The sequence below is a fragment of the Halobacillus seohaensis genome (assembly GCF_042663045.1).
Lineage (GTDB): Bacteria > Bacillota > Bacilli > Bacillales > Halobacillaceae > Halobacillus_A > Halobacillus_A seohaensis.
Map to the genome: position 1 here is coordinate 17,129 of NZ_JBHSZV010000037.1, position 25,143 is coordinate 42,271.

24 protein-coding genes, 2 tRNA genes and 1 other annotated feature are annotated in these 25,143 nt (G+C 39.5%); of the genes, 8 read left to right on the top strand and 18 right to left on the bottom strand.

The window, feature by feature from the left end:
* Nucleotides 1-68: 68 nt before the first annotated feature.
* The gene (locus ACFQIC_RS14415) at nucleotides 69-725 is read right to left on the bottom strand and encodes a M50 family metallopeptidase (protein ID WP_204711530.1); all 657 of its coding nucleotides are present in this window, start codon (nucleotides 723-725) and stop codon (nucleotides 69-71) included.
* A gap of 93 nt (nucleotides 726-818) precedes the next feature.
* On the opposite strand from ACFQIC_RS14415, the gene modA reads away from it, so the two are divergent.
* The 4 genes from modA (at nucleotide 819) to ACFQIC_RS14435 (ending at nucleotide 3,155) form a co-directional block, all read left to right on the top strand.
* Nucleotides 819-1,586 (top strand): molybdate ABC transporter substrate-binding protein, encoded by a 768-nt coding sequence (gene modA / locus ACFQIC_RS14420; protein WP_204711532.1) that lies wholly within the window; start codon nucleotides 819-821, stop codon nucleotides 1,584-1,586.
* Nucleotides 1,587-1,599: 13 nt separating this feature from the next.
* On the top strand, nucleotides 1,600-2,277 hold the full coding sequence (gene modB / locus ACFQIC_RS14425) for a molybdate ABC transporter permease subunit (RefSeq protein ID WP_204711590.1): 678 nt from the start codon (nucleotides 1,600-1,602) through the stop codon (nucleotides 2,275-2,277).
* Between the two features lie 13 nt (nucleotides 2,278-2,290).
* Complete coding sequence (locus ACFQIC_RS14430) at nucleotides 2,291-2,917, top strand: ATP-binding cassette domain-containing protein (RefSeq protein ID WP_204711534.1); 627 nt, start codon at nucleotides 2,291-2,293, stop codon at nucleotides 2,915-2,917.
* Between the two features lie 67 nt (nucleotides 2,918-2,984).
* The gene (locus ACFQIC_RS14435) at nucleotides 2,985-3,155 is read left to right on the top strand and encodes a hypothetical protein (RefSeq protein WP_204711536.1); all 171 of its coding nucleotides are present in this window, start codon (nucleotides 2,985-2,987) and stop codon (nucleotides 3,153-3,155) included.
* 1,277 nt (nucleotides 3,156-4,432) lie between these two features.
* Here the strand turns inward: ACFQIC_RS14435 and ACFQIC_RS14440 are convergent.
* The gene (locus ACFQIC_RS14440; protein WP_204711538.1) at nucleotides 4,433-5,263 is read right to left on the bottom strand and encodes an N-acetylmuramoyl-L-alanine amidase family protein; all 831 of its coding nucleotides are present in this window, start codon (nucleotides 5,261-5,263) and stop codon (nucleotides 4,433-4,435) included.
* A 213-nt stretch (nucleotides 5,264-5,476) separates the two neighbouring features.
* Here ACFQIC_RS14440 and ACFQIC_RS14445 point away from each other — a divergent pair, with 213 nt between their 5' ends.
* Nucleotides 5,477-5,833, top strand: a complete 357-nt coding sequence (locus ACFQIC_RS14445) for a helix-turn-helix domain-containing protein (protein ID WP_204711540.1) — start codon at nucleotides 5,477-5,479, stop codon at nucleotides 5,831-5,833.
* A 112-nt stretch (nucleotides 5,834-5,945) separates the two neighbouring features.
* Here the strand turns inward: ACFQIC_RS14445 and ACFQIC_RS14450 are convergent, their stop codons facing one another.
* The 3 genes from ACFQIC_RS14450 to ACFQIC_RS14460 all read right to left on the bottom strand — a co-directional run bounded on the left by ACFQIC_RS14450 (nucleotide 5,946) and on the right by ACFQIC_RS14460 (nucleotide 7,738).
* The gene (locus ACFQIC_RS14450) at nucleotides 5,946-7,055 is read right to left on the bottom strand and encodes an N-acetylmuramoyl-L-alanine amidase (protein ID WP_390217287.1); all 1,110 of its coding nucleotides are present in this window, start codon (nucleotides 7,053-7,055) and stop codon (nucleotides 5,946-5,948) included.
* Nucleotides 7,048-7,347, bottom strand: coding sequence for a holin (locus tag ACFQIC_RS14455; protein ID WP_390217289.1), 300 nt, complete (start codon nucleotides 7,345-7,347; stop codon nucleotides 7,048-7,050). The genes ACFQIC_RS14450 and ACFQIC_RS14455 overlap by 8 nt, the downstream gene beginning before the upstream one ends.
* Before the next feature lie 318 nt (nucleotides 7,348-7,665).
* Nucleotides 7,666-7,738, bottom strand: a tRNA-Arg gene (locus tag ACFQIC_RS14460).
* 158 nt (nucleotides 7,739-7,896) lie between these two features.
* On the opposite strand from ACFQIC_RS14460, the gene ACFQIC_RS14465 reads away from it, so the two are divergent.
* Together ACFQIC_RS14465 and ACFQIC_RS14470 are read left to right on the top strand one after the other, a co-directional pair.
* Nucleotides 7,897-8,538, top strand: coding sequence for a deoxynucleoside kinase (locus ACFQIC_RS14465; protein WP_204711544.1), 642 nt, complete (start codon nucleotides 7,897-7,899; stop codon nucleotides 8,536-8,538).
* Nucleotides 8,535-9,218 (top strand): deoxynucleoside kinase, encoded by a 684-nt coding sequence (locus tag ACFQIC_RS14470; protein WP_204711546.1) that lies wholly within the window; start codon nucleotides 8,535-8,537, stop codon nucleotides 9,216-9,218. The genes ACFQIC_RS14465 and ACFQIC_RS14470 overlap by 4 nt, the downstream gene beginning before the upstream one ends.
* A gap of 21 nt (nucleotides 9,219-9,239) precedes the next feature.
* Here the strand turns inward: ACFQIC_RS14470 and ACFQIC_RS14475 are convergent, their stop codons facing one another.
* From ACFQIC_RS14475 to ACFQIC_RS14510, 8 genes are all read right to left on the bottom strand, one after another.
* Nucleotides 9,240-9,506: a hypothetical protein gene (locus ACFQIC_RS14475; protein ID WP_204711549.1), complete on the bottom strand. Its 267-nt coding sequence runs from the start codon at nucleotides 9,504-9,506 to the stop codon at nucleotides 9,240-9,242.
* A gap of 221 nt (nucleotides 9,507-9,727) precedes the next feature.
* Nucleotides 9,728-9,820, bottom strand: a tRNA-Ser gene (locus ACFQIC_RS14480).
* 209 nt (nucleotides 9,821-10,029) lie between these two features.
* Complete coding sequence (serS, locus tag ACFQIC_RS14485; RefSeq protein WP_204711551.1) at nucleotides 10,030-11,304, bottom strand: serine--tRNA ligase; 1,275 nt, start codon at nucleotides 11,302-11,304, stop codon at nucleotides 10,030-10,032.
* 300 nt (nucleotides 11,305-11,604) lie between these two features.
* Nucleotides 11,605-11,826 (bottom strand) — a binding site (T-box leader).
* A 57-nt stretch (nucleotides 11,827-11,883) separates the two neighbouring features.
* Nucleotides 11,884-12,477 carry a pyridoxal 5'-phosphate synthase glutaminase subunit PdxT gene (gene pdxT, locus ACFQIC_RS14490; RefSeq protein ID WP_204711553.1) on the bottom strand — a complete coding sequence of 198 codons (594 nt, stop codon included), beginning with the start codon at nucleotides 12,475-12,477 and terminating at the stop codon, nucleotides 11,884-11,886.
* 42 nt (nucleotides 12,478-12,519) lie between these two features.
* Nucleotides 12,520-13,404: a pyridoxal 5'-phosphate synthase lyase subunit PdxS gene (gene pdxS / locus ACFQIC_RS14495; RefSeq protein ID WP_204711555.1), complete on the bottom strand. Its 885-nt coding sequence runs from the start codon at nucleotides 13,402-13,404 to the stop codon at nucleotides 12,520-12,522.
* A gap of 121 nt (nucleotides 13,405-13,525) precedes the next feature.
* On the bottom strand, nucleotides 13,526-14,863 hold the full coding sequence (locus ACFQIC_RS14500; protein ID WP_390217292.1) for a serine hydrolase: 1,338 nt from the start codon (nucleotides 14,861-14,863) through the stop codon (nucleotides 13,526-13,528).
* 106 nt (nucleotides 14,864-14,969) lie between these two features.
* The gene (guaB, locus tag ACFQIC_RS14505; RefSeq protein ID WP_204711556.1) at nucleotides 14,970-16,439 is read right to left on the bottom strand and encodes an IMP dehydrogenase; all 1,470 of its coding nucleotides are present in this window, start codon (nucleotides 16,437-16,439) and stop codon (nucleotides 14,970-14,972) included.
* A 371-nt stretch (nucleotides 16,440-16,810) separates the two neighbouring features.
* On the bottom strand, nucleotides 16,811-16,939 hold the full coding sequence (locus tag ACFQIC_RS14510) for a hypothetical protein (protein ID WP_390217294.1): 129 nt from the start codon (nucleotides 16,937-16,939) through the stop codon (nucleotides 16,811-16,813).
* Between the two features lie 312 nt (nucleotides 16,940-17,251).
* On the opposite strand from ACFQIC_RS14510, the gene ACFQIC_RS14515 reads away from it, so the two are divergent.
* Nucleotides 17,252-17,959 (top strand): YaaC family protein, encoded by a 708-nt coding sequence (locus ACFQIC_RS14515; protein WP_204711557.1) that lies wholly within the window; start codon nucleotides 17,252-17,254, stop codon nucleotides 17,957-17,959.
* Between the two features lie 12 nt (nucleotides 17,960-17,971).
* Here the strand turns inward: ACFQIC_RS14515 and ACFQIC_RS14520 are convergent, their stop codons facing one another.
* The 5 genes from ACFQIC_RS14520 to recF form a co-directional block, all read right to left on the bottom strand.
* Nucleotides 17,972-19,072: an HD-GYP domain-containing protein gene (locus ACFQIC_RS14520; protein ID WP_204711558.1), complete on the bottom strand. Its 1,101-nt coding sequence runs from the start codon at nucleotides 19,070-19,072 to the stop codon at nucleotides 17,972-17,974.
* A gap of 79 nt (nucleotides 19,073-19,151) precedes the next feature.
* On the bottom strand, nucleotides 19,152-21,683 hold the full coding sequence (gene gyrA / locus ACFQIC_RS14525; protein WP_204711559.1) for a DNA gyrase subunit A: 2,532 nt from the start codon (nucleotides 21,681-21,683) through the stop codon (nucleotides 19,152-19,154).
* Nucleotides 21,684-21,756: 73 nt separating this feature from the next.
* A complete protein-coding gene (gene gyrB / locus ACFQIC_RS14530; RefSeq protein ID WP_204711560.1) occupies nucleotides 21,757-23,679 on the bottom strand; it encodes a DNA topoisomerase (ATP-hydrolyzing) subunit B in 1,923 nt (640 codons plus the stop codon).
* A 34-nt stretch (nucleotides 23,680-23,713) separates the two neighbouring features.
* Nucleotides 23,714-23,998, bottom strand: coding sequence for an extracellular matrix regulator RemB (remB, locus tag ACFQIC_RS14535; RefSeq protein ID WP_204711561.1), 285 nt, complete (start codon nucleotides 23,996-23,998; stop codon nucleotides 23,714-23,716).
* Nucleotides 23,999-24,007: 9 nt separating this feature from the next.
* Nucleotides 24,008-25,126 (bottom strand): DNA replication/repair protein RecF, encoded by a 1,119-nt coding sequence (gene recF, locus ACFQIC_RS14540; protein WP_204711562.1) that lies wholly within the window; start codon nucleotides 25,124-25,126, stop codon nucleotides 24,008-24,010.
* Nucleotides 25,127-25,143: the final 17 nt, after the last annotated feature.

Below are 25,143 nucleotides of genomic sequence, written 5' to 3' on the forward strand. Positions count from 1 at the left end.
TTAAAAGAAATACGGAAAGATGAACATTCAACAAATGATTTCTTAAGAATACAGCTGGAAATGGCGAACTATAAAATAAATACTCTTTTTAAAGCTAACCAGGCGAAATATAAAGCCTGAGCGAAAAATAACAGTCCCCAAATGGCTGAAGGAACAAAGGGAGTTACTCTTGAAAGATTGGCTGCATCCCCAGCCTGACCTGGCGAGAATATGCTTAACCACATAATTTCAAAAGCACTAGTGACTGATTCAATCATAACCAAGGAAGCAATAAAAATGAGTACATATTGAATTAACGTTTGATTGCCCGTTCTCAATAACCATATAAATCCTGCCCCGAAAGTAACCAGCCAGAATACACCATATAAATTTCTAACCCAAAATAAGACGTTAACAAACAAAATAGCCAATAAAATATAAATCATCCAGCGGTAATGACCCTTTATAATTAGATAAAAGAAGAAAAATCCTATAAAGGAGGAAAAGGTATAACCAGTGATGCTCGTTAAGAATTGGCTTAACCACGATGTATGCCCCGTCATTGTTACTCCTGAAGTATTAGGGAATAATGAAATATTTTTTACTTCCCCACCTGTTAATAAAGCTGTTAAAGAATGCCCTGTTTCATGAATCATCGTATTGATCATCGCGAAATATTTTCCAACAATGGGTGCCTGAGTTAACAGTAATGCTAAGATTAGACTGAATAAAATTTGTAATTTCAAAACGAGCCCCCTTTCATAATCAAACATCTCTATTTTACTTAAAAATGTTCAATCCGTATAATCAAAGTTATTCAATCAAATAGGAGCTATCCCATGTATACGAAGAAGATATCTTTTTGTTTCATTTTATTATTGATATTATCAAGTTGTTCAAACTCATCAGAAAACCAAACAGAACTAATCATTTCGGCCGCCTCAAGTCTAACAGATGCCATGACAGAAATCATAGATAATTACGAACAAAAAAGACCAAATACTTCCATAACATTAAACTCAGCAAGTTCAGGTAAATTAGCTCAACAGATCCAGCAAGGGGCACCTGTTGATCTAATTATATCGGCTAATAATCAATGGATTAGCCGGTTAGAGACTAGTGAACACATTAAGCACGATAGCATTAGTCAAATCACCCAAAATAGTTTGGTCTTAATAAGCTCTAAAAGTCAAACGACTTCTGTCGATTCTCTTGAAAGTTTAACTTTAGAGCAAAGAGATTCATTTGCCTTAGGAGATCCAGACAGTGTTCCAGTTGGCACCTATGCAAAGCAAGCCTTGGAAGCTAACGGGAAGTGGGATGAATTATCTGACCACTTCGTCTATGCAAATGATGTCAAACAAGTCCTTGCCTATGTAGCCTCAAATAATGCGAAATACGGACTTGTTTATTTTACTGATGCAAAGATTTCTGACAAAGTTGAAGTATTAGATGATATTGACCCAAATACACACAATCCTATTACGTATCCGGCCGCTGTAACTAGTCAAAGTTCACACCCTAAGGAAGCAGAAGCATTTCTATCATACTTAATGAATGATAAAGCCCAGGAAACTCTCAAAACCTATGGGTTCAGGAAAAAATAGAATGGATGATACTATGAACCTTTCACCACTTACCTTATCCTTACAAACTGCAAGCATTGCCACACTTATTGTTTTCATAGCTGGTATCGCTATAGCAAGGTTAATTACGCGGAGAATATTTCCCGGGAAAAGTATCATTGAGTCCATCCTTTTGCTTCCAATGGTTCTACCTCCCACAGTCGTTGGTTTTGGACTCCTTTATTTATTTGGAAATAATGGCCCCATCGGTCAATTGTTAATCGATTGGTTCGGAGTGCAGGTTGTCTTTTCATGGATTGGGGCAGTGATAGCAGCTGTTGTTGTTTCTTTTCCGCTTATGTATCAGAGTGCATCGGCTTCTTTTCAAACGTACGACCCTATGATCGAAAAAGCTGCCCTAACCATGGGAGCTTCAAAATGGAAAGTGTTTTTTACAATATCCTTTCCACTTGCCTGGCCAGGTTTATTGGCTGGGACAGTACTCACTTTCTCTAGAGCCTTAGGGGAATTTGGAGCCACCTTAATGTTGGCCGGTTACATACCTGGAAAAACAGACACGATTCCTCTGGCTATTTATTTTGCTGTAGAAGCAGGGCGTATGGAGGATGCACGTTTTTGGGTAATCATTATTCTAGTTCTCGGATTTAGTTCTATATTATGGCTGAATTGGTGGAGTAAACGAAATATCTTAAGTTACCAAGGTAAAGACTAAGGAGGAGAATTCCATGTTATCTGTAAATATTCATAAAAAGCTTTCCTATTTTGACTTACATGCCTCCTTTGAAATGGATAGTGAGACCGTTGTTTTGGTCGGTCCATCCGGTTCAGGGAAAACCACTCTTCTGAACTGTATAGCAGGTCTAACAAATCCAGATCATGGAGAAATTATTTTCTCGAAGATCCCCTTACTAAAAAACAGTGAAATTAATGTTCCCATCCAAAAACGCAATATAGGCTATTTATTTCAAAATTATGCTCTTTTCCCCCATATGACCGTATATAAGAATATCTCTTATGGAGCTATAAATGAAGAAATCATCAAACAACTGCTACATTCCCTAAAAATCGAGCATTTAGTTAATAAATATCCCCAACAAATATCTGGTGGTGAAAAACAAAGAGTAGCCTTAGCCCGGGCACTAGCTACTAAGCCCAATATTTTGCTTTTAGACGAACCCTTTTCTTCCCTCGATGAAGAAACAAAAGCCGAATGCCATCACGAATTGTTACGATTAAAAAAGGAGTGGCAAATACCAACCCTACTTGTCACCCATAATAAGAGTGAAGCAGCTAAATTAGGCGATCGAATACTAATGATACAAGAAGGTAAACTAACAAATGTGAGTCAATAGACATTTTGAAATAAAAATGAACCTAATGCTGTATGTATTTCTAACGATGTTCTCAGGAGTGGTAATAATGAGTAAATTCATTAAAAATAAACACATACAAAATATCCTGAAATGGGTAATGTTGGGCATTATTTGTGCTATGATTTTAGTCGGTGCTATCGTTGCTTACTTATTTATTTCAGATATGTTCTATCAAGAAGAAAGGGCGATTTTAATAATAATGGAGAATTATCATTAGAATTCAGTGGAAACATTGAGTACTACTATAATCAAGCCTTACAGTTACATAGTCATTTCCACGATTTAGACAATTACAGTGTAAGAAGCTAGGACCTCATTTAAAAACCCTCTCGTTCGGAGCAGAATCATGGTTCCATCATTAGAAGCAGAGAAAGGGGCTCAGGGGAAAAAGTTCGCTTTCTCTCCCAATCAACAACGCCCCCGATTTTCATAAAAGGGGTCCGCTCCACTCTTCATAGTCATGAGGGGTGGGAAAATTCGAGACTCCTGCGAGCGAAACAGTATTGTTGAAGACTTGAATTCGAGATGTTTGTGTGAATGTAGGGGCTGCGGGAAACGGCTCGCTTTCCATGGGGTGGGGGCTCAGCTGTCCCGCACATCCCATAGGAGTCTCACCGTTTCCCTCCGCCCCTTTACCATATAAGTGTCTCGATACCCCTTCAAGAAAAGGCAGCCATTCCTAAATTTGCATGCAAATCTTGATAGCGGGCAGTCCTATTAAAATCCTTGATATAGAGAGGTTCATTGCAATAGAACACGGATAGTGGAAGATAGTCCTTCTGGGAAAGGGATTCGTTTCTCACACATCGAATGGGGGTTTGGGAAGCTCCCCGTTTCCTATCCACCCATCCTTTGCTTTTAATGAACGGGCCTACTGCCTGAGTCGTCTTCTGTGTTCGCTACACCATATGGAACAAGTGTGCAGTTGCAAACTCCCATCTATGAATAACCTACAATTTGAAGAACCCATTACTGAGGTTTCCGTCTGCCTCACAATGGCAAGGAGGTCCAGGAAATCGCGAGACTCCACTTTTAAAAGCGGAGGCGCCTTGGTCAGCGGCGTATGGACTGGACTGAGCTGTCGGAGATAAAGGAAACACAAAGAACATCGTGATTCGATGTTGACTTATCGTACAGAAGCGAGGGAAGTCTCACTAGCCGCTAGGCGCTGGAGCTGGATAACGCCCGATAGGATTGATGAACTAGATGTAGCCTTCGTCCTTATAAGGCGTAAGAGCTGGGATGAACATGATTGGTGAGATCCCGCAGGGCGATAGCCCGAGGAAGCTCGCCACATGCCCATGGAAAGCGAGTGATTTCCCGGACCTCCAAACGCTTTCAACCATAACGGAAACAACATCTCTCGAAGCTGATATTTATGGTGCTAAACATAGTGTGTTTTAGATTTTCTCCACGGTATCGGAACTACTCAGTAATATAACAGGACCTTTTTTACGGCAACTATCAACATGAACGTTTAACATAGCTTTTTCATTATATAACTTGAACATATTTTTCACTCGTTGTAACGTAAAATACTGCCCCGCTAGAGTTGACAGCTTTATATTGGTCGCCACCACCCACGGGAACCCGTGCTGTAATTTCAGGAAAACCATACCCTTTTTTTAGATAACCTACGACATCAGTATCAGACCAAGAGGGTTGATTATAAAATCTTAATTCTCCATCAAAGATGGATTCTACCCGCCGGCCAATAAACCAAGCTTCACTTTGTTCTCGTACATACAAAACATTAAAAAAATCACAAATCCCTTTAGCATGTTCAATGGCCACCTCCTGTTGGAATTCAGCGTCCATCATAAGCATAGCTTCATCTGGATGATCCATAAATCCATTCTCTGATAGCACAGCCGCCATATTAGTTTCACGAAGCACTTGAAAATTTGCCTCTTTAACTCCTCGGTAATTTTGCTTGGTTCCCTTCCGTAAATAACTTCCTATGTGATAAGCAAGTTTACCTGCCTTACGATTTAGGTTTCCAGGGTACACATAGAGTTCAATACCACTTGGATTAGATCCCGTGAAACTTCCATCATAAGCATTATAATGAATAGAAACGTAGGCATCAGCTCCCGCGTTATTCGCCCGTTTTGTTCTTTTTGAAAGTGATGTATCCACATCTGTTGGTGCTACAAGCAATGTGTCGAAACCGTTGCGCTTTAATTCGGTATCTAAATATTTTACAACTTGTTTATTAAATTCATTTTCCCTAATTGAATGTCCTAAATGATCAATATAAGGCGTTCGTTTTCCTGAGGTGTTTTTTCCATGTCCATCATCAAGAGCAATTAAATAAGCCATCATTAACCCACTCACCTTCTCATTAGTTTTTAAATCAAGAGTACGAACAACAGTTATGATTATTTTTGCGCGATTCGCGTAACTCCTTTAACACATTATATTTGTGCGTTTCGCATAAGTCAACGATTAATTTAACACTTCGCGGAAATATTTCCACGTTTCGTGAAATTATAGTATAATTTTTGTAAATGACACTATAATTAAAAGGTGAGATACATGGCTTCATTAGGGGAACGATTAAAACAGGCACGCGAGAATAAAGGTTGGTCGCAAACCCATGTTTGTGGCAACTTGGCCATTTCTAATTCCAGGCTCTCCGGTTATGAACGAAACTATCGAGAACCGGATACAAAAATGTTGACGACCTTAGCTTCACTGTATGAAGTCTCCATTGATTGGCTAACGGGAATGACGAATCAATCACAGCGAGAAATATCCAATCAGGACTTAGACTCCTTGATTAGCGATCCTGAATTGCAAAGATGGTATGTCAGTCTTTCACATTGTAAAGAAGAAGATTTAAGAAAGTTGAAGAAGATATGGGAAATTATAAATGCTTCAAAAGTAGAGTAGCAGAGTGTACATTTAGCAGCATTTTGATCATCTCAAGTTTTTATAAACCTTTGCTTATCACCAAGATAGTAAAAATAAAACTGGATCTATAGAATAGATCCAGTTTTTGATCTTAAAACAAAACATTCCAAGTATTCGGTCCAACAATACCGTCTATCTGTAAGCCGTGACGACTCTGATAAGCTCTAACAGCATCCCTGGTTATCGGGCCATATGATCCATCAACAGTTACTTGAACAGCTCGTTGAACTCGCTGAACATCTTTTCCACTCGATCCTAATTGAAGAGCCTTACCTGGATAGGGCACAATGGCATCTGCTGAAGAAGGTATGTTGTTTCCAATAACTTTCACATACCTTTGGCTTGCTGTAATATAATAAACAGCCCCCTTAGAATTTTTGACCTCATATTGATAACTCCCCTCTACCTTCAGCAATCGACGAATGATCCAACCTTCCCCATAACCAAAGGTTCCTACAATATCCTGATCACTCCATGTAGCTTTGGATCGGAAATTCAAACGGTCACTTCCACGATAAATTGACTCTACTCTAGCTCCCGTTAAAGATGTTGGTTCCTCTACGACTGTCGAGTCTTCGATTGCTTCATTTTGTGGAGGCGGAGAAGGAGCTGATCCATTTACATATTCTACTCCGAAATATTCACAAATCCCTTGGGCATGTTCGCTTGCTACTTCCCTTTGAAAGTCACTGTTAAGCATAAGCAAAGCTTCTCTTTCGTTATCCATAAAGCCATTCTCACTCAGCACAGCTATCATCGTAGTTTCACGCAATACATGAAAGTTATTTTCAATGATACCCCGGTAGTTCTGTTTTGTTCCCAACTTCAAATATTTAGCGATAGATTCTGCTAGTTTTCCAGCTTCTTGATTTCTATGACCGTTATACACATGAAGAGAGATACCTGAAGGACTCGAACTGCCAAAGCTCCCATCAAACGCATTATAATGGATGGCAATATAGGCATCAGCATTAGATTGATTAGCTTGGTTTGTTCTCACCGTTAAGGGGGTATCTTGATCAGTTGGGGCTACCAATAACGTATCAAATCCGCATTGTTTTAACTCTTGATCCAAAAACTTAACCACTTCTCGATTAAACTCATTCTCCTTAATTGAACGACCTAGTGAATCAATATATGGCGATCTCTTTCCAGGAGTGTCCATACCATGGCCATCATCTAACGCAATTAATTTACTCACTTTCTTGATCTCCTTTTGAACAATTCGTATACCCATCCCTGCGGTTTATAATTTCAAATAAACCCGTACCTGACAATCCTGCACCTACTCCAGCCCATAATCGAAGCATCAAATCCATATCTGTTAACGGAAAAGCTAAAGCTCCAAGTAGTAAACCTGTCCCTGTACTGAGCAAAGGGACATAATTTTTAGGCAAGGTAACGGTTCGTTTCACCATTTGAACACTTCCTGCTACAAATGGACTAAGTAGTGTAGCAAAAAGTAATACTTGGTGCATGATTTCATTTTCCAAGGCTCTCACCACCTCTATTTACAATTGAAGACTAGGATAATTGAATTAATTTCGTTAGTAGTCCTTATATCCTGCCTTCTATTTTATCGTACTCATTCTTTCTGATAGCGTGAGAACGTTTGTCCTTATCTACTAGATATTCAAGTAGAAAATCGTTTAAATAAATTCATTTAATTTCATTCCACAGTCAAAAGCCCCCTTCCGAATTCTATATTACGAAAACGGAAGAGGGCTTACGTGCCACTCAATATAGGAGATATAGACCGTGTGCTCAAACGACCAACTTTGCAAATAAAAATATTGCTATTAAAACATTAATGCCCCCGGCAGGATTCGAACCTGCGACACACGGTTTAGGAAACCGATGCTCTATCCCCTGAGCTACGGGGGCGCACCTATCCTATTATACAAAAGTATTCCTTAATTTAAAAGTAATTTCTACTAAAATGCCCTCGAAATCATTACTTCATGTTTCTCGGTGTGGTAAAATGATATTTGTCTGTCAAAACGTATCGAATTTTGTTTCGCCTATATATAAGGAGGAGAAAGATGGGACAATTACCTTTCATAGCTGTCGAAGGGCCCATTGGGGTTGGTAAAACATCTCTGTCTAAAAAACTCGCCTCCCAGTTTGATTTTCAATTGTTGAAGGAAATCGTTGAGGAGAATCCGTTTTTAGGCAAGTTTTACGATAATATAGATGAATGGAGCTTCCAAACTGAGATGTTCTTCCTATGTAATCGAGTAAAACAGCTAGAAGACGTAGATAGGGATTATTTAAAACTCGGAAAACCGGTCGTCGCTGATTACCACATTTTAAAGAATATGATTTTTGCACGTCGCACGTTACGAGAAGAGAAATTTCACAAATATGATCAAATCTTTGAGATACTCACACATGATATGCCTAAACCTAATATGGTAGTTTATTTACATGCAAGTCTCGATACTCTTCTTGAGAGGATCAGAATACGCAATCGTGATGTTGAAGCTAATATTCAACCATCTTATTTACAGCAATTATCACAGGATTATGATGATGTTATGAACCGCTTTGAAGCTACTCACCCAGATATCCCTGTGATTCGTCTCAATGGCGACAATCTTGACTTCGTGAAGCATCAAAAAGATCTAGACTATATCGTTGATCAAGTTCAACATCATTTGAATAAAGGAGAAGTTATTAAATGAACGCACGTGAACGCTACGGAATTCCACACGATAGTGTAATCACTATTGCAGGTACCGTCGGAGTAGGTAAATCTACGATGACAAATGCATTATCTGAAGCCCTTAATTTCAGAACTTCCTTTGAAAAAGTTGAGACAAACCCATATCTTGATAAATTTTATAATAATTTTGAACGATGGAGTTTCCACCTGCAAATTTACTTTCTTGCCGAGCGCTTCAAAGAGCAAAAGAAAATTTTCGAATATGGCGGTGGTTTTGTTCAAGATCGTTCAATTTATGAAGATACAGGAATTTTTGCTCGTATGCACTATGAGAAGGGTACGATGTCTGAAGTTGACTATAACACTTATACTAATTTGTTTGATGCTATGGTTATGACTCCATACTTTCCACATCCGGACTTACTTATATACTTGGAAGGGTCATTTGATGACGTTATCACTCGTATTAAAGACCGAGGCCGGGAAATGGAACAACAGACACCTGTCGAATATTGGGAAGAAATGTTCAAACGTTACGAGAATTGGATCGACAATTTTAATGCCTGTCCAGTGCTTCGTTTAAATATCGCAGATTACGATGTATTGAATGATCAATCAAGTATTGAACCTGTCTTAGAAAAAATAGGGCACTTTATCCAACAGTCACGCAAATGGCGCTCTAGTCATTTGTTAACGTAATCAAACACCAAGTGTCACTGGTTAACAAGTACCAATCAACAGGATAAATATATATTGGTACATTAAAAATGCTCCGAGCAAAAAGCTCGGAGCATTTTCTATAATGTTGCTCTTATGCAGATATTCAATATCATGAGATGTTGTCTGAAATAGGATTTTTTGTTTGGTTGGGAATTTTCTAGTGTCTTTTATACCTTTTGAGAAATGTCGTTCATCAACGATAGGAAGGTGAACATTGAGAACCCTACGGAAAACACTCACGGTGAGAACGGTTGACCGTTCAATCATTTCCCCTGATCTCCTTAACAACGGAACCATGATGCTGTTCCTACCATTTCTCCCAGATATATGTACCTTTTCTGAATAATGAAGGTGACAAGAAAATGATCCCTTGAAAATAACAAAACCGCATCCACTTTCAAAATTTAAGACAAAATAAAAACTCGTTACACTTGGTAACGAGTTTTGTCTATTAATCTCCAATATTTATGCGCGATTGTAATTAAAAATGGAGGAGGAGGGGGGATTCGAACCCCCGCGGGCGGTGAAGCCCCTGTCGGTTTTCAAGACCGATCCCTTCAGCCAAACTTGGGTACCCCTCCCTGTTGACGACAATATATAATATATCATGGTTAAGATATTTCGTCAATAATTTAGTGTACTTTTTTCAAAAAATGTTTTGTACACCTAATGCCACTTAATAAGTATACTAATTCGCATATCTTCCGTCAATAATAGAAGACATTTCTAAGAAAAATTTTATATGAGCCCTCTTAGGATCAATAGACCTTAAGAGGGCTCGTACTGTCACTTATTGAATCACTTCTTTACCACCCATATATGGTTGGAGTACTTCAGGGACTACAACAGAACCATCAGCTTGCTGGTAATTTTCTAAAATGGCAGCAACTGTACGGCCAAGTGCTAAGCCAGATCCATTTAGAGTATGAACAAATTCTGGTTTTCCTTTTTCCTCACGACGGAATCGAATCCCAGCCCGTCTCGCTTGGAAGTCCACAAAATTCGAACATGAGCTAATTTCACGATACGTATCATTGCTAGGAATCCAAACTTCAATATCGTATTTTTTAGCTGCCGTAAAACCTAAGTCTCCTGTACACATGCTCATTACTCGATAGGGAAGCTCCAACAGCTGTAATACCTTCTCTGCATGCCCAGTAAGCTCTTCTAATACATCGTAAGAGTCTTCAGGTTTCGTTAGCTGAACAAGCTCTACTTTATTAAATTGATGCTGACGTATTAACCCTCGTGTATCACGACCAGCCGATCCTGCTTCAGAACGGAAATTCGTACTAAAAGCCACAAATTTCTGCGGCAAGTTTTCCTCTTTTAAGATCTCTTCACGATGAAAGTTTGTAACCGGTACTTCAGCTGTTGGAACAAGGAAATAATCCCAATCTTCTATTTTAAAAGCATCTTCTTCAAATTTCGGCAATTGCCCTGTACCTGTCATAGACGTACGATTGACTAGTTGAGGTGGAAGCATTTCTTGATAGCCATGATTATCTGAATGGAGATCCATCATAAAATTTAATAAGGCACGCTCTAGACGAGCCCCTAGACCCTTATAAAAGACGAAGCGGCTTCCTGTTACTTTAGCAGCTCTTTCAAAATCTAAGATATTTAGATCTGTTGCCACATCCCAATGAGGCTTCGTTTCAAAGTCAAAGTTAGGTATCTCGCCCCATTTTCTAGCTTCTATGTTATCCTCTTCATCCTCGCCTATAGGGACGCTTTCGTGTGGAATATTCGGGATAGAAAGCAATAGTGTCTCAAGACGCTCTTCCACCTGCTTTAATTCTGTATCTAATGCTTTAACGCGATCCCCAACTTCACGCATTTCTTTAATCTTTTCATCAGCGTTCTGCTTTTCCTTTTTTAACAAAGAGATTTCCTTAGAGACTTCATTCCGACGAGCTTTTAGTTCTTCAGTCTCCTGAATCAGTTCACGTCGGCGTAGATCTAAATCTCCAAATGTATCAAGTTCTGATAAATCTTCTCCTCTTTTTTGAAGCTTTTGCTTCACATCTTCAAAGTTTTGACGCAAATATTTCAAGTCTAACATTTATGATTCCTCCTTTAATTTTGGCTGTGATAAATGTTGTTGTTGATAATAGCCCTAGTTGAGAGGCTACGTATCCTCCACAATCGAATCTTTGAAACGACGACGAGACTTCCGCGGGAGAATGATCTAGGCGAGACCCCATAGGGAGTGACAACGAGGTAACGACTCCCTATCATCTTCTTGGAATCGAGTCTTCAAAACCCTGCCCGATATTGATTAGACCTTCCCCCTCTAATAAATATCAACATTAACGTTTAACATAGCCAAATAAATAAAAAACTCTCGTCCCTTTACTTGAAATAAAGGGACGAGAGTTTGATTAATCAATTCCCGCGATACCACCCAGATTAAAGGTACGAGACCTTCCGGCTTACTCATAACGGTGAGGACCGATTTACCCTATTACTCGTTTCAGGTAAATAGCTCAAGGATGGATTCACATTATCCTTTCATCAGTTCCCACCAACCACTGACTCTCTTAAGAAAGAATGATTTGTTACTATTTCCTATCATCGCGTTTAAAATGTACGTTTATAAAATGAAGTCAACTTCATCTTTCACATAAGGGTAACGGATTACTTATAAAGTTGCAAGAGATTTTTTAGCTTTTTCTACCATTTTCACAAAATGATCAGTAATTCTATGATCATTCGTGAGTTCTGGATGGAAAGAGCACGCTAAGAAATTTTCTTGCTGAGCTGCAACGATATTGCCTTCATAAGTTGCTAAAATAGACGTTTTTTCTCCTACCCCTTCAATATAGGGTGCTCGAATAAAGACCGCATTATACTGATGAGCCACACCTTCAATATCAAGGTGAGCCTCAAAGCTTTCGCGCTGTCGCCCAAAAGCGTTACGATGGACACGAATATCCATGAGTCCTAAGTGAACATTGGACGATCCATCAATTTCAGATGCTAACAAAATTAATCCAGCACACGTTCCAAATATGGGCTTTCCTTGTTTTCCGAACTGACGAATGGGCTCGAGAAAGTTATATTTATCAATCAGGCGGCGAATTGTTGTACTTTCGCCCCCTGGGATAATTAACCCATCGATTTCTTTCAATTGTTCAATTTTTTTAACGACAATACCTGTTGCTCCAGATGCTTCTACGGAACGGATGTGTTCACGAAAAGCTCCTTGAAGCCCTAACACACCAATCGTAGTCATGATGCATGTCTCCTTTTACTTAACTTAACCATTTTCCACCATTTACTGACTTCTGTCCTGCATGCGTTGTTCTGGATTGAGTGTATTCATTTCCAATCCTTTCATGGCAGTACCAAGACCTTTAGATAATTCAGCAATTAATTTGTAATCATCATAGTGAGTAGTTGCTTCTACAATAGCACGAGCAAATTTGGCAGGGTTGTCAGATTTGAAAATTCCTGATCCAACAAACACTCCGTCCGCTCCTAATTGCATCATTAGTGATGCATCAGATGGTGTTGCAATTCCACCTGCTGCAAAGTTTACAACTGGTAGGCGACCTTCTTCACGGATTTCTAAAAGAAGATCGAATGGAGCACCATTTTCTTTTGCATAGACCATTATCTCATCATCAGACATTCCGCGAAGTTGACGAATTTGAGATTGAATCTGGCGCATGTGGCTGACAGCTTCTACAATATTCCCTGTTCCTGGTTCACCTTTAGTACGCAACATAGAGGCTCCTTCGCGAATACGACGTGACGCTTCGCCAATGTTACGGCAACCGCAAACGAATGGTACAGTATAATCATCTTTCTTAATATGATAAATTTCATCCGCAGGTGTTAGAACTTCACTTTCATCGATATAATCGACACCCATAGATTCTAAAACACGGGCTTCCGTAATATGACCAATACGTGCCTTTGCCATGACGGGAATAGATACCGCGTTCATCACTTCTTCAACAATTGTTGGATCAGCCATACGTGCTACGCCACCAGCTGCACGAATATCTGATGGAACACGTTCTAGAGCCATGACGGCAACAGCACCCGCTTCTTCAGCAATCTTTGCTTGTTCTGCGTTTACGACGTCCATAATAACGCCACCTTTTTGCATTTCTGCCATTCCGCGCTTTACGCGATCCGTACCTGTTTGAGCCATAATAATTCCTTCCTCCCTGAGTGTTCTATATTTTATTCATTTTAATTTTTTAGACTTTTTTCCTATAGTCTATTGTACCTTATACAAGCGTTAAATCCTATTAAATTAACTGATTTTTTTCTTAGAACCAACCTTTTACTGTATTAACAGCACTTGCAAAAATATCACTAAAGAAATCTCCAATAGCACCTACTGATAACATAAACCAGTTAGCCTTTTCTACACCAGACGTTGTCACTACATCCACTTCTGTACGTAGAGGCTCCCCTGTTTGTAGATCACTATACGTTTCCTCTCCATTATAAACAAGCTCAGCTGTACCAACTTTTTGCCCTTTTTCAAATGGAGCCTGTAAGTTTCCGTTTTTATCTAAAACGTCTTCAGATAGTTTAACATTCACTTCATATTGGTCTTCTTCTCCATTTTTCACAGGAGCTGCAATGCTTGATGCCGTTTCTAACTCTACAGAATTTTCTTTGCCTTTAGAAACATCAAGAGTTGAGTGGCCATCGACTTGATGTCCCGCTTGAAAGAGCTCCTGCTGATTAAATTGTTCTAGTCCATAATCAAGAAGCTTTCTTGTTTCTGCAAATCGTGCTTCTTCACTACCTGTTTTCATTACAACCGAAATAAGACGTTGTCCATCACGTTCAACCGTCGCTGTAAAACAATATCCTGCAAGGTCGGTATAGCCTGTTTTCAATCCATCTAATCCCTCATAACTAAACTGTGCGAGTTGACCTGGCATCCCTGGAAGCATCCAGTTCCAGTTTCTGATTTCTTGACCATCAAAATTTGTTGTCGGGACAGAGGAAAACTCTAATGCTTCAGGATAGTCATTAACTAAGTGATAAGCTAAAATAGCTGATGAACGAGCAGATAACAAGTTGGTATCACTTTGTTCCGTTCCTTCTGGGTAATTATCCCCTAGGTCTCTGTTTTCAAGTCCGGAAGAGTTTACAAACTCATAATCAGTCATACCTAGTTCCTCAGCTTTGTCGTTCATCATTTTTACAAAATCGCCTTCAGAACCAGCTATTAATTCAGCTAAAGCAATAGATGTTGCGTTATCAGAATTAATAGCCATTGCCTCATAAAGTTCACGCACTGTATAATCTTGACTCTGAGTCAGACCAACCCCTGAAAAAGAAGGATCAGCAGATATACTATATGGATAATCACTTATTTGCGTCGTTGTCTCCCATTCTATGTCACCTTTATCAATAGCTTCTAATACAAGGTATTCTGTCATCATTTTTACCATACTAGCTGGAGGTAATGTTAAATCAGAATTCTTTTCGTATAAAATTTTTCCTGATTCTGCATCCACTAAAATGGCTGAATCTGCTTCAATATCTACCGTGTCTGCGTATGTATGGGCAGGATTCCCCAAAACGGTAAATATGCTTAAAACAAGGACCATCCCCACGGCCATTGATGCTTGTAATCTTTGTTTCAACTCTCTCAACCTCCACGAAATATAATATACATCTTAGTTATTCTACCACATGCCTATACAAAAAAATAGACAGGGAAAAGTCCCTGTCTATACTTTATTTTGAGGGTCAAATGGAGTAGTTTGGTGCTTCCTTCGTGATTTGAACATCATGAGGATGGCTTTCTCTCATTCCTGCCCCTGTAATTCTAGTAAATTTGGCATCGTTACGTAGGGATTCAATTTCTTTAGTGCCGCAATACCCCATGCCTGCACGTAATCCACCAAGCAATTGATGAATCGAATCGCCTAAAGGCCCTTTATAAGGCATACGCCCTTCAATCCCTTCAGGAACCAGTTTTTTCGATTCCTGTTCGCTTTGGAAATAACGATCCTTCGAGCCCGACTCCATTGCCCCAACAGATCCCATACCACGGTAAACTTTGAAGCGTCGTCCTTGAAAGATCTCCGTTTCTCCTGGACTTTCGGAAACACCTGCAAGTAAACTGCCAAGCATAACTGCATGTGCACCTGCAGCAATCGCTTTTACAATATCTCCTGAATATTTAATTCCACCGTCAGCTATGATAGGAATATTATGTTTAGATGCTTCCATTGCACAGTCATTCACAGCTGTAATTTGTGGTACACCTACGCCAGCTACTACTCGTGTCGTACATATGGACCCTGGCCCAATTCCTACCTTAACTACGTCAGCACCTGCTTCGATCAATTCACGAGTTGCTTCAGGTGTCGCTACGTTTCCAGCAATAATATTTATTTGAGGATATTTATTGCGAATTCTTTTGACCTGTTCAATCACGCCTTGAGAATGTCCGTGAGCCGTATCAACAACTAAAGCATCTACACCAGCTTCCACTAATTTATCAATTCTTGTCATAGCATCAGCGGTCACGCCTACAGCTGCAGCTACAAGTAAACGTCCTTGTGAATCTTTTGCTGCCATAGGGAATTCGATTACTTTTTCGATATCTTTTATTGTAATTAACCCTTTGAGAGAATTGTTATCGTCGACTAAGGGAAGCTTTTCTATCTTATATTGTTGAAGAATTCGTTCGGCTTCATCCAATGTTGTTCCTACAGGCGCGGTCACAAGATTATCTCGAGTCATGACATCGCTAATCTTACGAGAATAATCAACCATAAACCGAAGATCACGATTGGTAATGATTCCAACAAGCTTCTGCTCTTCATTGTTATTAACTATCGGTACTCCGGATATACGGAATTTTCCCATCAAGTGTTCAGCATCATACACTTGGTGTTCAGGAGTTAAGAAAAAAGGATTAGAAATAACGCCACTTTCCGAGCGTTTCACCCTGTCCACATGCTCAGCTTGTTCTTCTATCGACATATTTTTATGAATGACACCTAGCCCTCCTTGATGGGCCATTCCGATTGCCATTGGAGCTTCCGTAACTGTATCCATCCCAGCACTCAGAATAGGTGTGTTTAATTTTAAAGTAGGTGATAGTTCAGTTGCTAAAGATACATCACGAGGTAAGACGTCAGATTTTGCTGGAAGCAATAGAACATCATCAAACGTTAATCCTTCTTTTGTAAACTTGTCTTCACGCATGCTTAATCCTCTCCTTAAATAGTTTAGGTCCATATGGGTAAAGTAAGTGGGTAAGGTTTTATACTTTCTTATTGTTATTTACAATACGACAATGAATTACCTTTTTCAAGACAAAAAAACAATTCCATTCTTTGTAGAAAATGGCTATGGCGTTAATGTTGATAGTCTCCCGAGTATAGAGGCGAAGTTTATTCAACAAAGCCCTCTGTTTAATAATAAGAAGATCCGTTTGCCGTATGGAGTTTGGGAGGGCAGGAAAAACAGCTCGCTTTCCGCGGGCAGACGCCGAGTCTCCTCGAGCTTCGCTCTGTGGGGTCTCGTCTAGTCCGCTTTTCCCGCAGGAGTCTCCCTGTTTTCCCTGCCCTCCCTCCTTAATTTTCACGAACAGAATCGAATGGGGGGCCTTCTTCCATAATAAAAACAGAGGATAAAAGTGCTGTTATATCAATGGCTACATGGCTATTTCTAAGATTCGTTGATGTTCCGTCCCTCTTCTTCATGGCAAGGTGGTCGGGGAAATGACGAGACTCCTGTGGGATTAGAGGACATGGTGAGACTACCGCAGGACGAAGTCCAAGGAGGCTCACCGTACTCCCACGGAAAGCGAGTTATTTCCCCGACCACCTTCTCCTCATACCGATGACGGAACAGTCGCATTATCTCAAAACCGAGTCTTCAACAATACTGGCCTTAAAACAGAGGGCTTTAACGAGACAAGATAAGCAACTTCCCTAATAAAGCAACAATATTTTTTATAACATAAATCAACAACAAGATTTCACACACCCTAGAAGAAAGAAAGGAGTACAACTTTGCCGAATTCAAATCAAACCTTTTTAACGTATTTAAAAGCTACTTCCCATACAAGAAAATTCTTAATGAAAAAATACCAAATAACAGAAGGAGAACAGGCGAAATTACTGGCCTACGAAAATGCAGAACGTTTCAGTTATGGACTTCAATTAGGAGAAGAATACTTGAAAGCCGCTGCACAAACTCCTTTTAGCGTACAACCCTTACTCTACTACTATAGTCTAACCCACTATTTAAAAAGCTGTATTTTAGTAGTGGATCACAATTATCCGGCTTCAGCCAAAGTTCTTGCACATGGGTTATCTACACGTAAACGAAAAAAGCAACATTACCTTTTTTTAGAAGATGACGTACGCATTCAACCTCAAGGTCTTTTCCCTTTTGCTGCTAAAAGTTTATTCGATATGACTTCTCTCCCTAATAAGGTATCCATGAATGAATTACTTAAACCACTTCCCTGCATGAAGGACATATATAATTATAAGGAAAATACAAGTGATAGCCATTCACTTTTCCCAGATTTAATGGCAATGTTTGCTGTTCTCTATAACCTAAGTATGCTCGTACGTTATGAAGGGGAATGGTGGGGGGAAATGGATAAATTAAGAGATCGTGAAGATTATGTTTTCATTCTACACTTTCTTGAGAGTATGCCAACTCAAATTGCTAATCTTATATCCTCATGGTTAGAAGACCAGTCCAATTAAGCCAACTGGTCTTTATCCATCAAATATTTCTTCTATATGAATATTAGTCTGATCTTTAAGGTGAATAATTTCTTCTGTCTCTTGCAGACGCACCATAGGTTTTGTCGGACTACCGGGTTCTATAAAAATGATTTCAGCCATTTGATTGGTCGTTAGCCTAACTTTTGTCCCTGTAGAATAATTAGCCATTTGCTTAACAAATACTTGAATGACTTCATGATCATAACGGCCAAATTGTTCTTGTAATATTTCTTCTATCACTTTAAATGGTGATTGTTTTCTTCGATATATTCTTTCTGATGTCATCGCATGATACATATCACTAACCGCAATAATTTGACTAAAACGATGAATTTTATTTTGTCTTAAGCCAAGCGGATAACCACTACCGTCTAGACGTTCATGATGCTGTAATATACCTAGCTTTGCATAGTTACCAAGGGAAGAAACATTCTCTACTAATCGATAAGAATAAGTAGCATGCTTTTTCACTTCTTCATATTCTTTTTTACTTAGTGAACCTTTCTGATTTACTGTGTTGGCATCAATTCGAGCCATTCCACAGTCACTCAACAATCCCGCCAAACCGGCCTGTATCCATTCTCCACGAGAATATCCAAGCTTCGAAGCTAAAAATGCTGAGATTAAACCCATAGCAACACTGTGATGTTCTTGATAATGATCATCTGAAGAAAAATGGTGCAAGGTAAAGACTTCTCTATTCGACTTTACAGCCTTTTCTATCAGGGGCACCATAAACTTTCGTATTTCATGCATATCAAGAGGGGATCCACCTTGCCAGCGTTCAAACCATTGCTGGTAGTTTTTTACGACTTCTAAGTAGTAATCTCTAAAGGGGATATCCTTTTCTGGTGAAGCTTTTTTTGGATAAGATTCTGATGGTTCAGAGGTTGTTCGTTCTTGTGGTAGAAATGGACTTCCATTCGATAATTTAGGCCCAACTTCAACGCTTTCGATCATAAATTTATGTAAAACAGAAATATGTAAAGGATGAAGTACCGTATTCTTAGGAATAATCGGTTGATTAGTTTTTCCCATAATTTCTTTAACGATAATACAGCCAGGTTCCAGTTGGGATGGATGTACTTCCATACGTTCACACCTCTTTTATTATGTAAGAAAAAGCCGTTCTGCCGCTAGAATCGACAGACGACTTTTTCTTTTTTTTCTCTTATTCTTCAGGGTCTTGTTCAGGTTCTTGCTCAAGATCTTGTTCATTTGCTGATTCTCCAGCTTCAATTGCTTCTTCTATTATTTCTTCCTGTTCTTTCTCAGACTCAATACGGGCAACTGTAGCTACCTCTTCCTCATCTTGAAGACGAATCAGGCGTACACCTTGCGTATTTCTACCCGTTTCAGAAATGCTTTCAACAGACATTCGAATGAGGACACCCTGAGCAGTAATAATCATCACATCTTCGGTTCCGGTTACAGCTTTAGTCGCTACCACTTTACCGTTCTTCTCTGTTAGATTACATGTGATAATTCCTTTACCACCACGATTGGTTATCCGGTAATCATCAGCTGGTGTCCGCTTACCAAAGCCTTTATTAGTTACGGTTAAGACTTGTAAGTCATTATCAATAATCTCCATTGATACGACTTTATCATCCTCACGAAGCGAGATTCCTTTTACACCAGCAGCTGTACGGCCCATGGTACGAATTTGATCTTCATTAAATCGAATCACAAATCCATTTTGTGTTCCGATCATAATATCCTGCTTGCCATCTGTCAGCTTCACCGAGATTAGCTCGTCATCCTCACGAAGACCGAGAGCAATTAGTCCACCTTTACGAATATTCGCAAATTGGGAAATGCTTGTCCGCTTCGTTATTCCATCTCTTGTTGTGAAAATGAAATACCAATCATCGACAAAGTCTTCGACAGCGATCACTGCATTAATCCACTCATCTTGTTCAACATTTAGCATATTAATGATTGGAATGCCTTTGGCTGTTCGACTAAATTCAGGTACCTCATAACCTTTAGCTCTGTATACTTTGCCTTTATTTGAGAAAAATAGCAGTGTATTATGAGTTGACGTTGATAATAAGTGTTCGACGAAATCCTCTTCATGGGTTCCCATACTTTGAATACCGCGTCCACCTCTACGTTGGGAACGGTAGGTACTCGCTGGAAGACGTTTCACATAGCCTTGGTGGGTTAATGTAACGATTACGGTTTCTTCAGGAATTAAGTCTTCATCTTCAATGAAGTCAGTACCTCCAAGAAGAATTTCAGTGCGTCGCTCATCATTAAAGCGTTCTTTAATGTCAAGCAACTCTTCTCGAATGATCTCAAGAACTTTTTCTTCATCAGCTAATATAGCTTTCAGTTCATCAATCACTTTGATGAGTTCTCGGTATTCATCTTCAATCTTTTCACGTTCTAGACCTGTAAGGCGCTGCAAACGCATATCCAAGATGGCCTGAGATTGCTTCTCAGAAAGGCCGAAACGTTCTACTAAACCATTACGTGCGATTTCAGTTGTTTGAGAAGCACGGATCAGCTTAATCACTTCATCCAAGTGATCTAATGCAATTCGTAAACCTTCTAAGATATGAGCACGTGCCTCTGCCTTACGAAGTTCATAGGCTGTCCGACGTTTGATTACAACTTTTTGATGTTCTAGATAATGCTCTAAACACTGTTTTAAGTTTAGTACTTTCGGCTGACCATCTACTAGAGCCAGAACATTAATACCAAATGAGGTTTGAAGGGCTGTCATTTTATACAAATTGTTTAATAACACATTTGGATTAGCATCTCTGCGAAGTTCGATGACGACGCGTAAACCTGTACGATCTGACTCATCACGAAGATCTGTAATGCCATCAATCTTTTTATCTCGGGCTAAGTCCGCGATTTTTTCAACAAGGCGTGCTTTGTTTACTTGATAAGGAAGTTCTGTAACAATTAATCGGGATTTACCGTTATTTTGTTCTTCGATATTGACTTTTGCCCGAATAGTAATTGAGCCTTTCCCAGTTTCATAGGCTTTTCTAATACCACTAAGTCCAAGGATTTGGCCATGAGTAGGAAAGTCTGGACCGTAAATGTAATCTTCCATTAGCTCCTGGATGCTAATATCTGGATCCTTACTTACAGCCAGCACTCCATCTATAACTTCACCTAATTGTTGAGGCGGTATGTTTGTAGCCATTCCAACTGCAATTCCGGACCCTCCATTAACGAGTAAGTTTGGGAATCGTGCTGGTAAAACGACAGGCTCTCTTTCTGTTCCGTCATAGTTATCATTATAATCAATAGTATCTTTGGTAATGTCGCGCAGTATCTCCATCGAAATCTTGGACATACGTGCTTCGGTATAACGCATGGCAGCTGCTGCATCACCATCTACAGATCCAAAGTTTCCGTGACCATCAACCAACATATTTCGGTAGGCAAAATCTTGAGCCATACGAACCATCGTATCGTATACTGCTGAATCTCCGTGTGGGTGATACTTACCTATAACTTCCCCTACAATACGGGCTGATTTCTTATGGGCTTTATCTGAATGCATACCTAAATCATGCATTGCATATAAAATCCGTCGGTGTACTGGTTTTAAACCATCACGAACATCAGGAAGTGCACGAGCCACGATTACACTCATAGCGTAATCAAGAAATGAAGTTCTCATTTCATGGCTAATATTGACTTCCTCAACGCGCTGGCGTTCGGGTTGATCGACCATTTCATTACCTCCTATTACCTGCAGGGGCTACACATTTTTCTATCTAGTAGTTGTTACAATGCCGCCCGATCTCTTATACATCTAAATTCTTTACGTATTGTGCATTTTCTTGAATGAAATTACGACGTGGTTCTACCTTATCTCCCATCAAAATATCAAACGTTTCGTCTGCACTTATTGCATCTTCAAGGTTTACTTGCAAAAGCGTACGTGTGTCCGGATCCATTGTTGTTTCCCACAACTGTTCTGGGTTCATCTCACCAAGACCCTTATAACGTTGCACGCCAGGCTTAGGAGAGTTTGGTAATTCTCCTAACATCTTATCTAATTGCTTATCGCTATAGGTATAATAAGCCGTTTTCCCTTGTTGTATTTTATAGAGAGGAGGTTGGGCAATATAGATATAGCCATATTCAATTAATGGACGCATGTAACGGTAGAAGAAGGTGAGTAGAAGTGTACGAATATGGGCACCATCAACGTCCGCATCTGTCATAATAACGATCTTATGGTAACGAGCTTTCGTAATATCAAATTCTTCCCCAATGCCCGTTCCTAACGCTGTAATGATCGTTCGAATTTCGTTATTTGAAAGAATTTTATCTAGGCGTGCTTTTTCCACATTGATAATTTTCCCTCGTAACGGTAATATCGCTTGGAAATGACGAGAGCGTCCTTGTTTGGCGGATCCACCGGCAGAATCACCCTCTACAACATACAATTCTGATATTCTGGCATCTTTAGAAGAACAGTCGGCCAGTTTACCTGGAAGGTTAGAAACTTCTAAGGCATTTTTGCGTCGAGTAAGCTCTCGGGCTTTTTTAGCAGCCATACGAGCTCTTGAAGCCATTAAACCTTTTTCCACCACTTTTTTAGCTACACCAGGGTTTTCAAATAAAAATTTCGATAATCCTTCTGAGAATAAGGAATCAGTAATGGTCCGAGCTTCACTATTACCTAATTTCGTTTTCGTTTGTCCTTCAAATTGAGGATCAGGGTGTTTAATGGAAATAATCGCGGTCAACCCTTCACGCACGTCATCACCGGTTAAATTCGGATCTGTTTCCTTATACATATTACTTTTACGAGCATAGTCATTAATCACTCGGGTTAACCCTGTTTTAAAACCTGATTCATGAGTTCCGCCCTCATACGTATGAATATTGTTTGCATAAGAATATAGGTTGCTTGCAAAGCCATCATTGTACTGCATGGCAATTTCAACAGAGATTCCGTCCTGCTCATCTTCAATAAAAAAGGCTTCATGAAGAGGTTCCCGTGTTCTGTTTAGATGTTCAACATAGGACACAATTCCGCCCTCATAGTAATATTCTTTTGGCTCTACGTCACCACGCTTATCCTCTAACGTAATTGTTAACCCTTTATTTAAGAAGGCAAGCTCACGAATTCTGTTTGCTAGTGTTTCATAGTTATATTCTTGAGTTTCAGAAAAGATTTCAATGTCTGGTGTGAATTGTATACGGGTTCCTGTGATTTCTGTATCGCCAATTACCTTTAAATCTTCTTGGGGAATCCCGCGGTGGTATTCTTGGTAGTGAATTTTCCCATCACGGTGAACGAAGATTTCTAGTTTAGAAGAGAGCGCATTAACAACAGAGGCACCTACACCATGTAGTCCTCCGGAAACCTTATAACCTCCACCGCCAAATTTACCACCGGCATGCAAAACGGTCATAATAACTTCTACAGCTGGACGACCAGCTTTCTCATGCATTCCAACAGGCACACCACGGCCATTATCGGTAACCGTGATACTATTGTCTTCTTCAATAATAACTTGGATTTGATCACAATTATCAGCCATTGCTTCATCAATACTGTTATCAACGATTTCCCAAACTAAGTGATGAAGACCTCTCTCGTTGGTAGAACCAATATACATACCAGGACGCTTACGTACAGCCTCGAGTCCTTCAAGCACCTGTATTTGGTTCTCATCATAGGTCTGCTGTCCTTCTAAAATATCTTCCTTCATGGTACCTCACCTACATTTCTCAAGTGGTATATGCTTAAACTTCGGATTCATCTGTATAATCTTCAATTCTATTGAGTGTTGACATCATATTCGCTCGTTTTTTCAACGTATAAACAGATAGTGGACTAAAATAAATATAATCAATCGTGATAACAATAGATTTAGCAGCATTTTCTTCAGTTTCTATGACCCGTTTATTTTTACGTTGGTTAAAAACCATTTCCTCAACTATTGAAGAAGAACTTAATAAACTATAATCTATAATGCTTACAACGTCTTTCGACTGGATCACGTGATCTTCACCAATGTGAATGAACAATGTGTCACCTCATTTCTGAACTTCAATCGTACCTTCTTTCACATGAAAAATTTCCGCTTCTTGTAATGCTTCATGTTCAATTCCTTCGATGCTCGTTGTTGATACAAACGTTTGAACTTTCCCCTGAATGGTATGAAGTAAGTGTGACTGTCGATGATCATCCAGTTCACTTAGGACATCGTCTAATAATAGAATGGGATATTCACCAACTTCACTATGAATCAATTCAATTTCAGCCAATTTTAAAGACAAAGCGGTTGTTCGTTGTTGGCCTTGAGAACCAAACGTTTGCACGTCTTTACCGTTTACATAAAAAACTAAATCGTCCCGATGAGGTCCAGCTAAGGTAGTCCCGCGGTCGACTTCTTTAGACTCTATATCGATAAACTTTTTTTCAAAGCTTGTTTTTATTGTTTCCAAATCCATATCCTCTGATACTTTCACACTAGCATCGTAGGAGATTTCAAGCGTTTCAAGGTTACGACTAATTCCTCCATGGATTGGAATAGCCCACGTTCTTAACAATTGGAGAAATTTGAACCTCCGTTCAACGATCGTTACGGCATGTTCAATCAGCTGATCGGTTAATACGCTTAACATCGTTCGATCAGCTGATGGTTTTCTCTGCAGTTCCTTAAGTAAGTGGTTTCGCTGCCTAAGCACTTTTTGAAATTGTCCTAAATGGTAAATGTATCTTGGTTGGATTTGACCGATTTCCATGTCAATAAACCGACGACGCACCTGAGGGCTCCCTTTTACTAGGTTCAAATCCTCAGGTGCAAACATGACGACATTTAATGCGCCAATATAATCACTAAGCCTCTTTTGTTCGATATGGTTGAGTTTCGCTTTTTTCCCTTTCTTGGAATAGATAATTTCAAGAGGGAAACGTCGATTTCTTTTATATATACTACCTTTTATTTTAGCATACTCTGCGTCCCATTGTATGAGTTCTTTGTCACGAGATGTTCGGTGAGATCGAGTGAAAGCTAAAGCATAGATGGCTTCCATTAAATTGGTCTTCCCCTGGGCATTTTCACCAATAATGACATTAATGGTATGGTCAAAAGTCAATGAGAGCTGATCATAATTTCTAAATGATCGCATTGACAGTTCGTTAATATACATAAAAAGTAGGAAGCCCG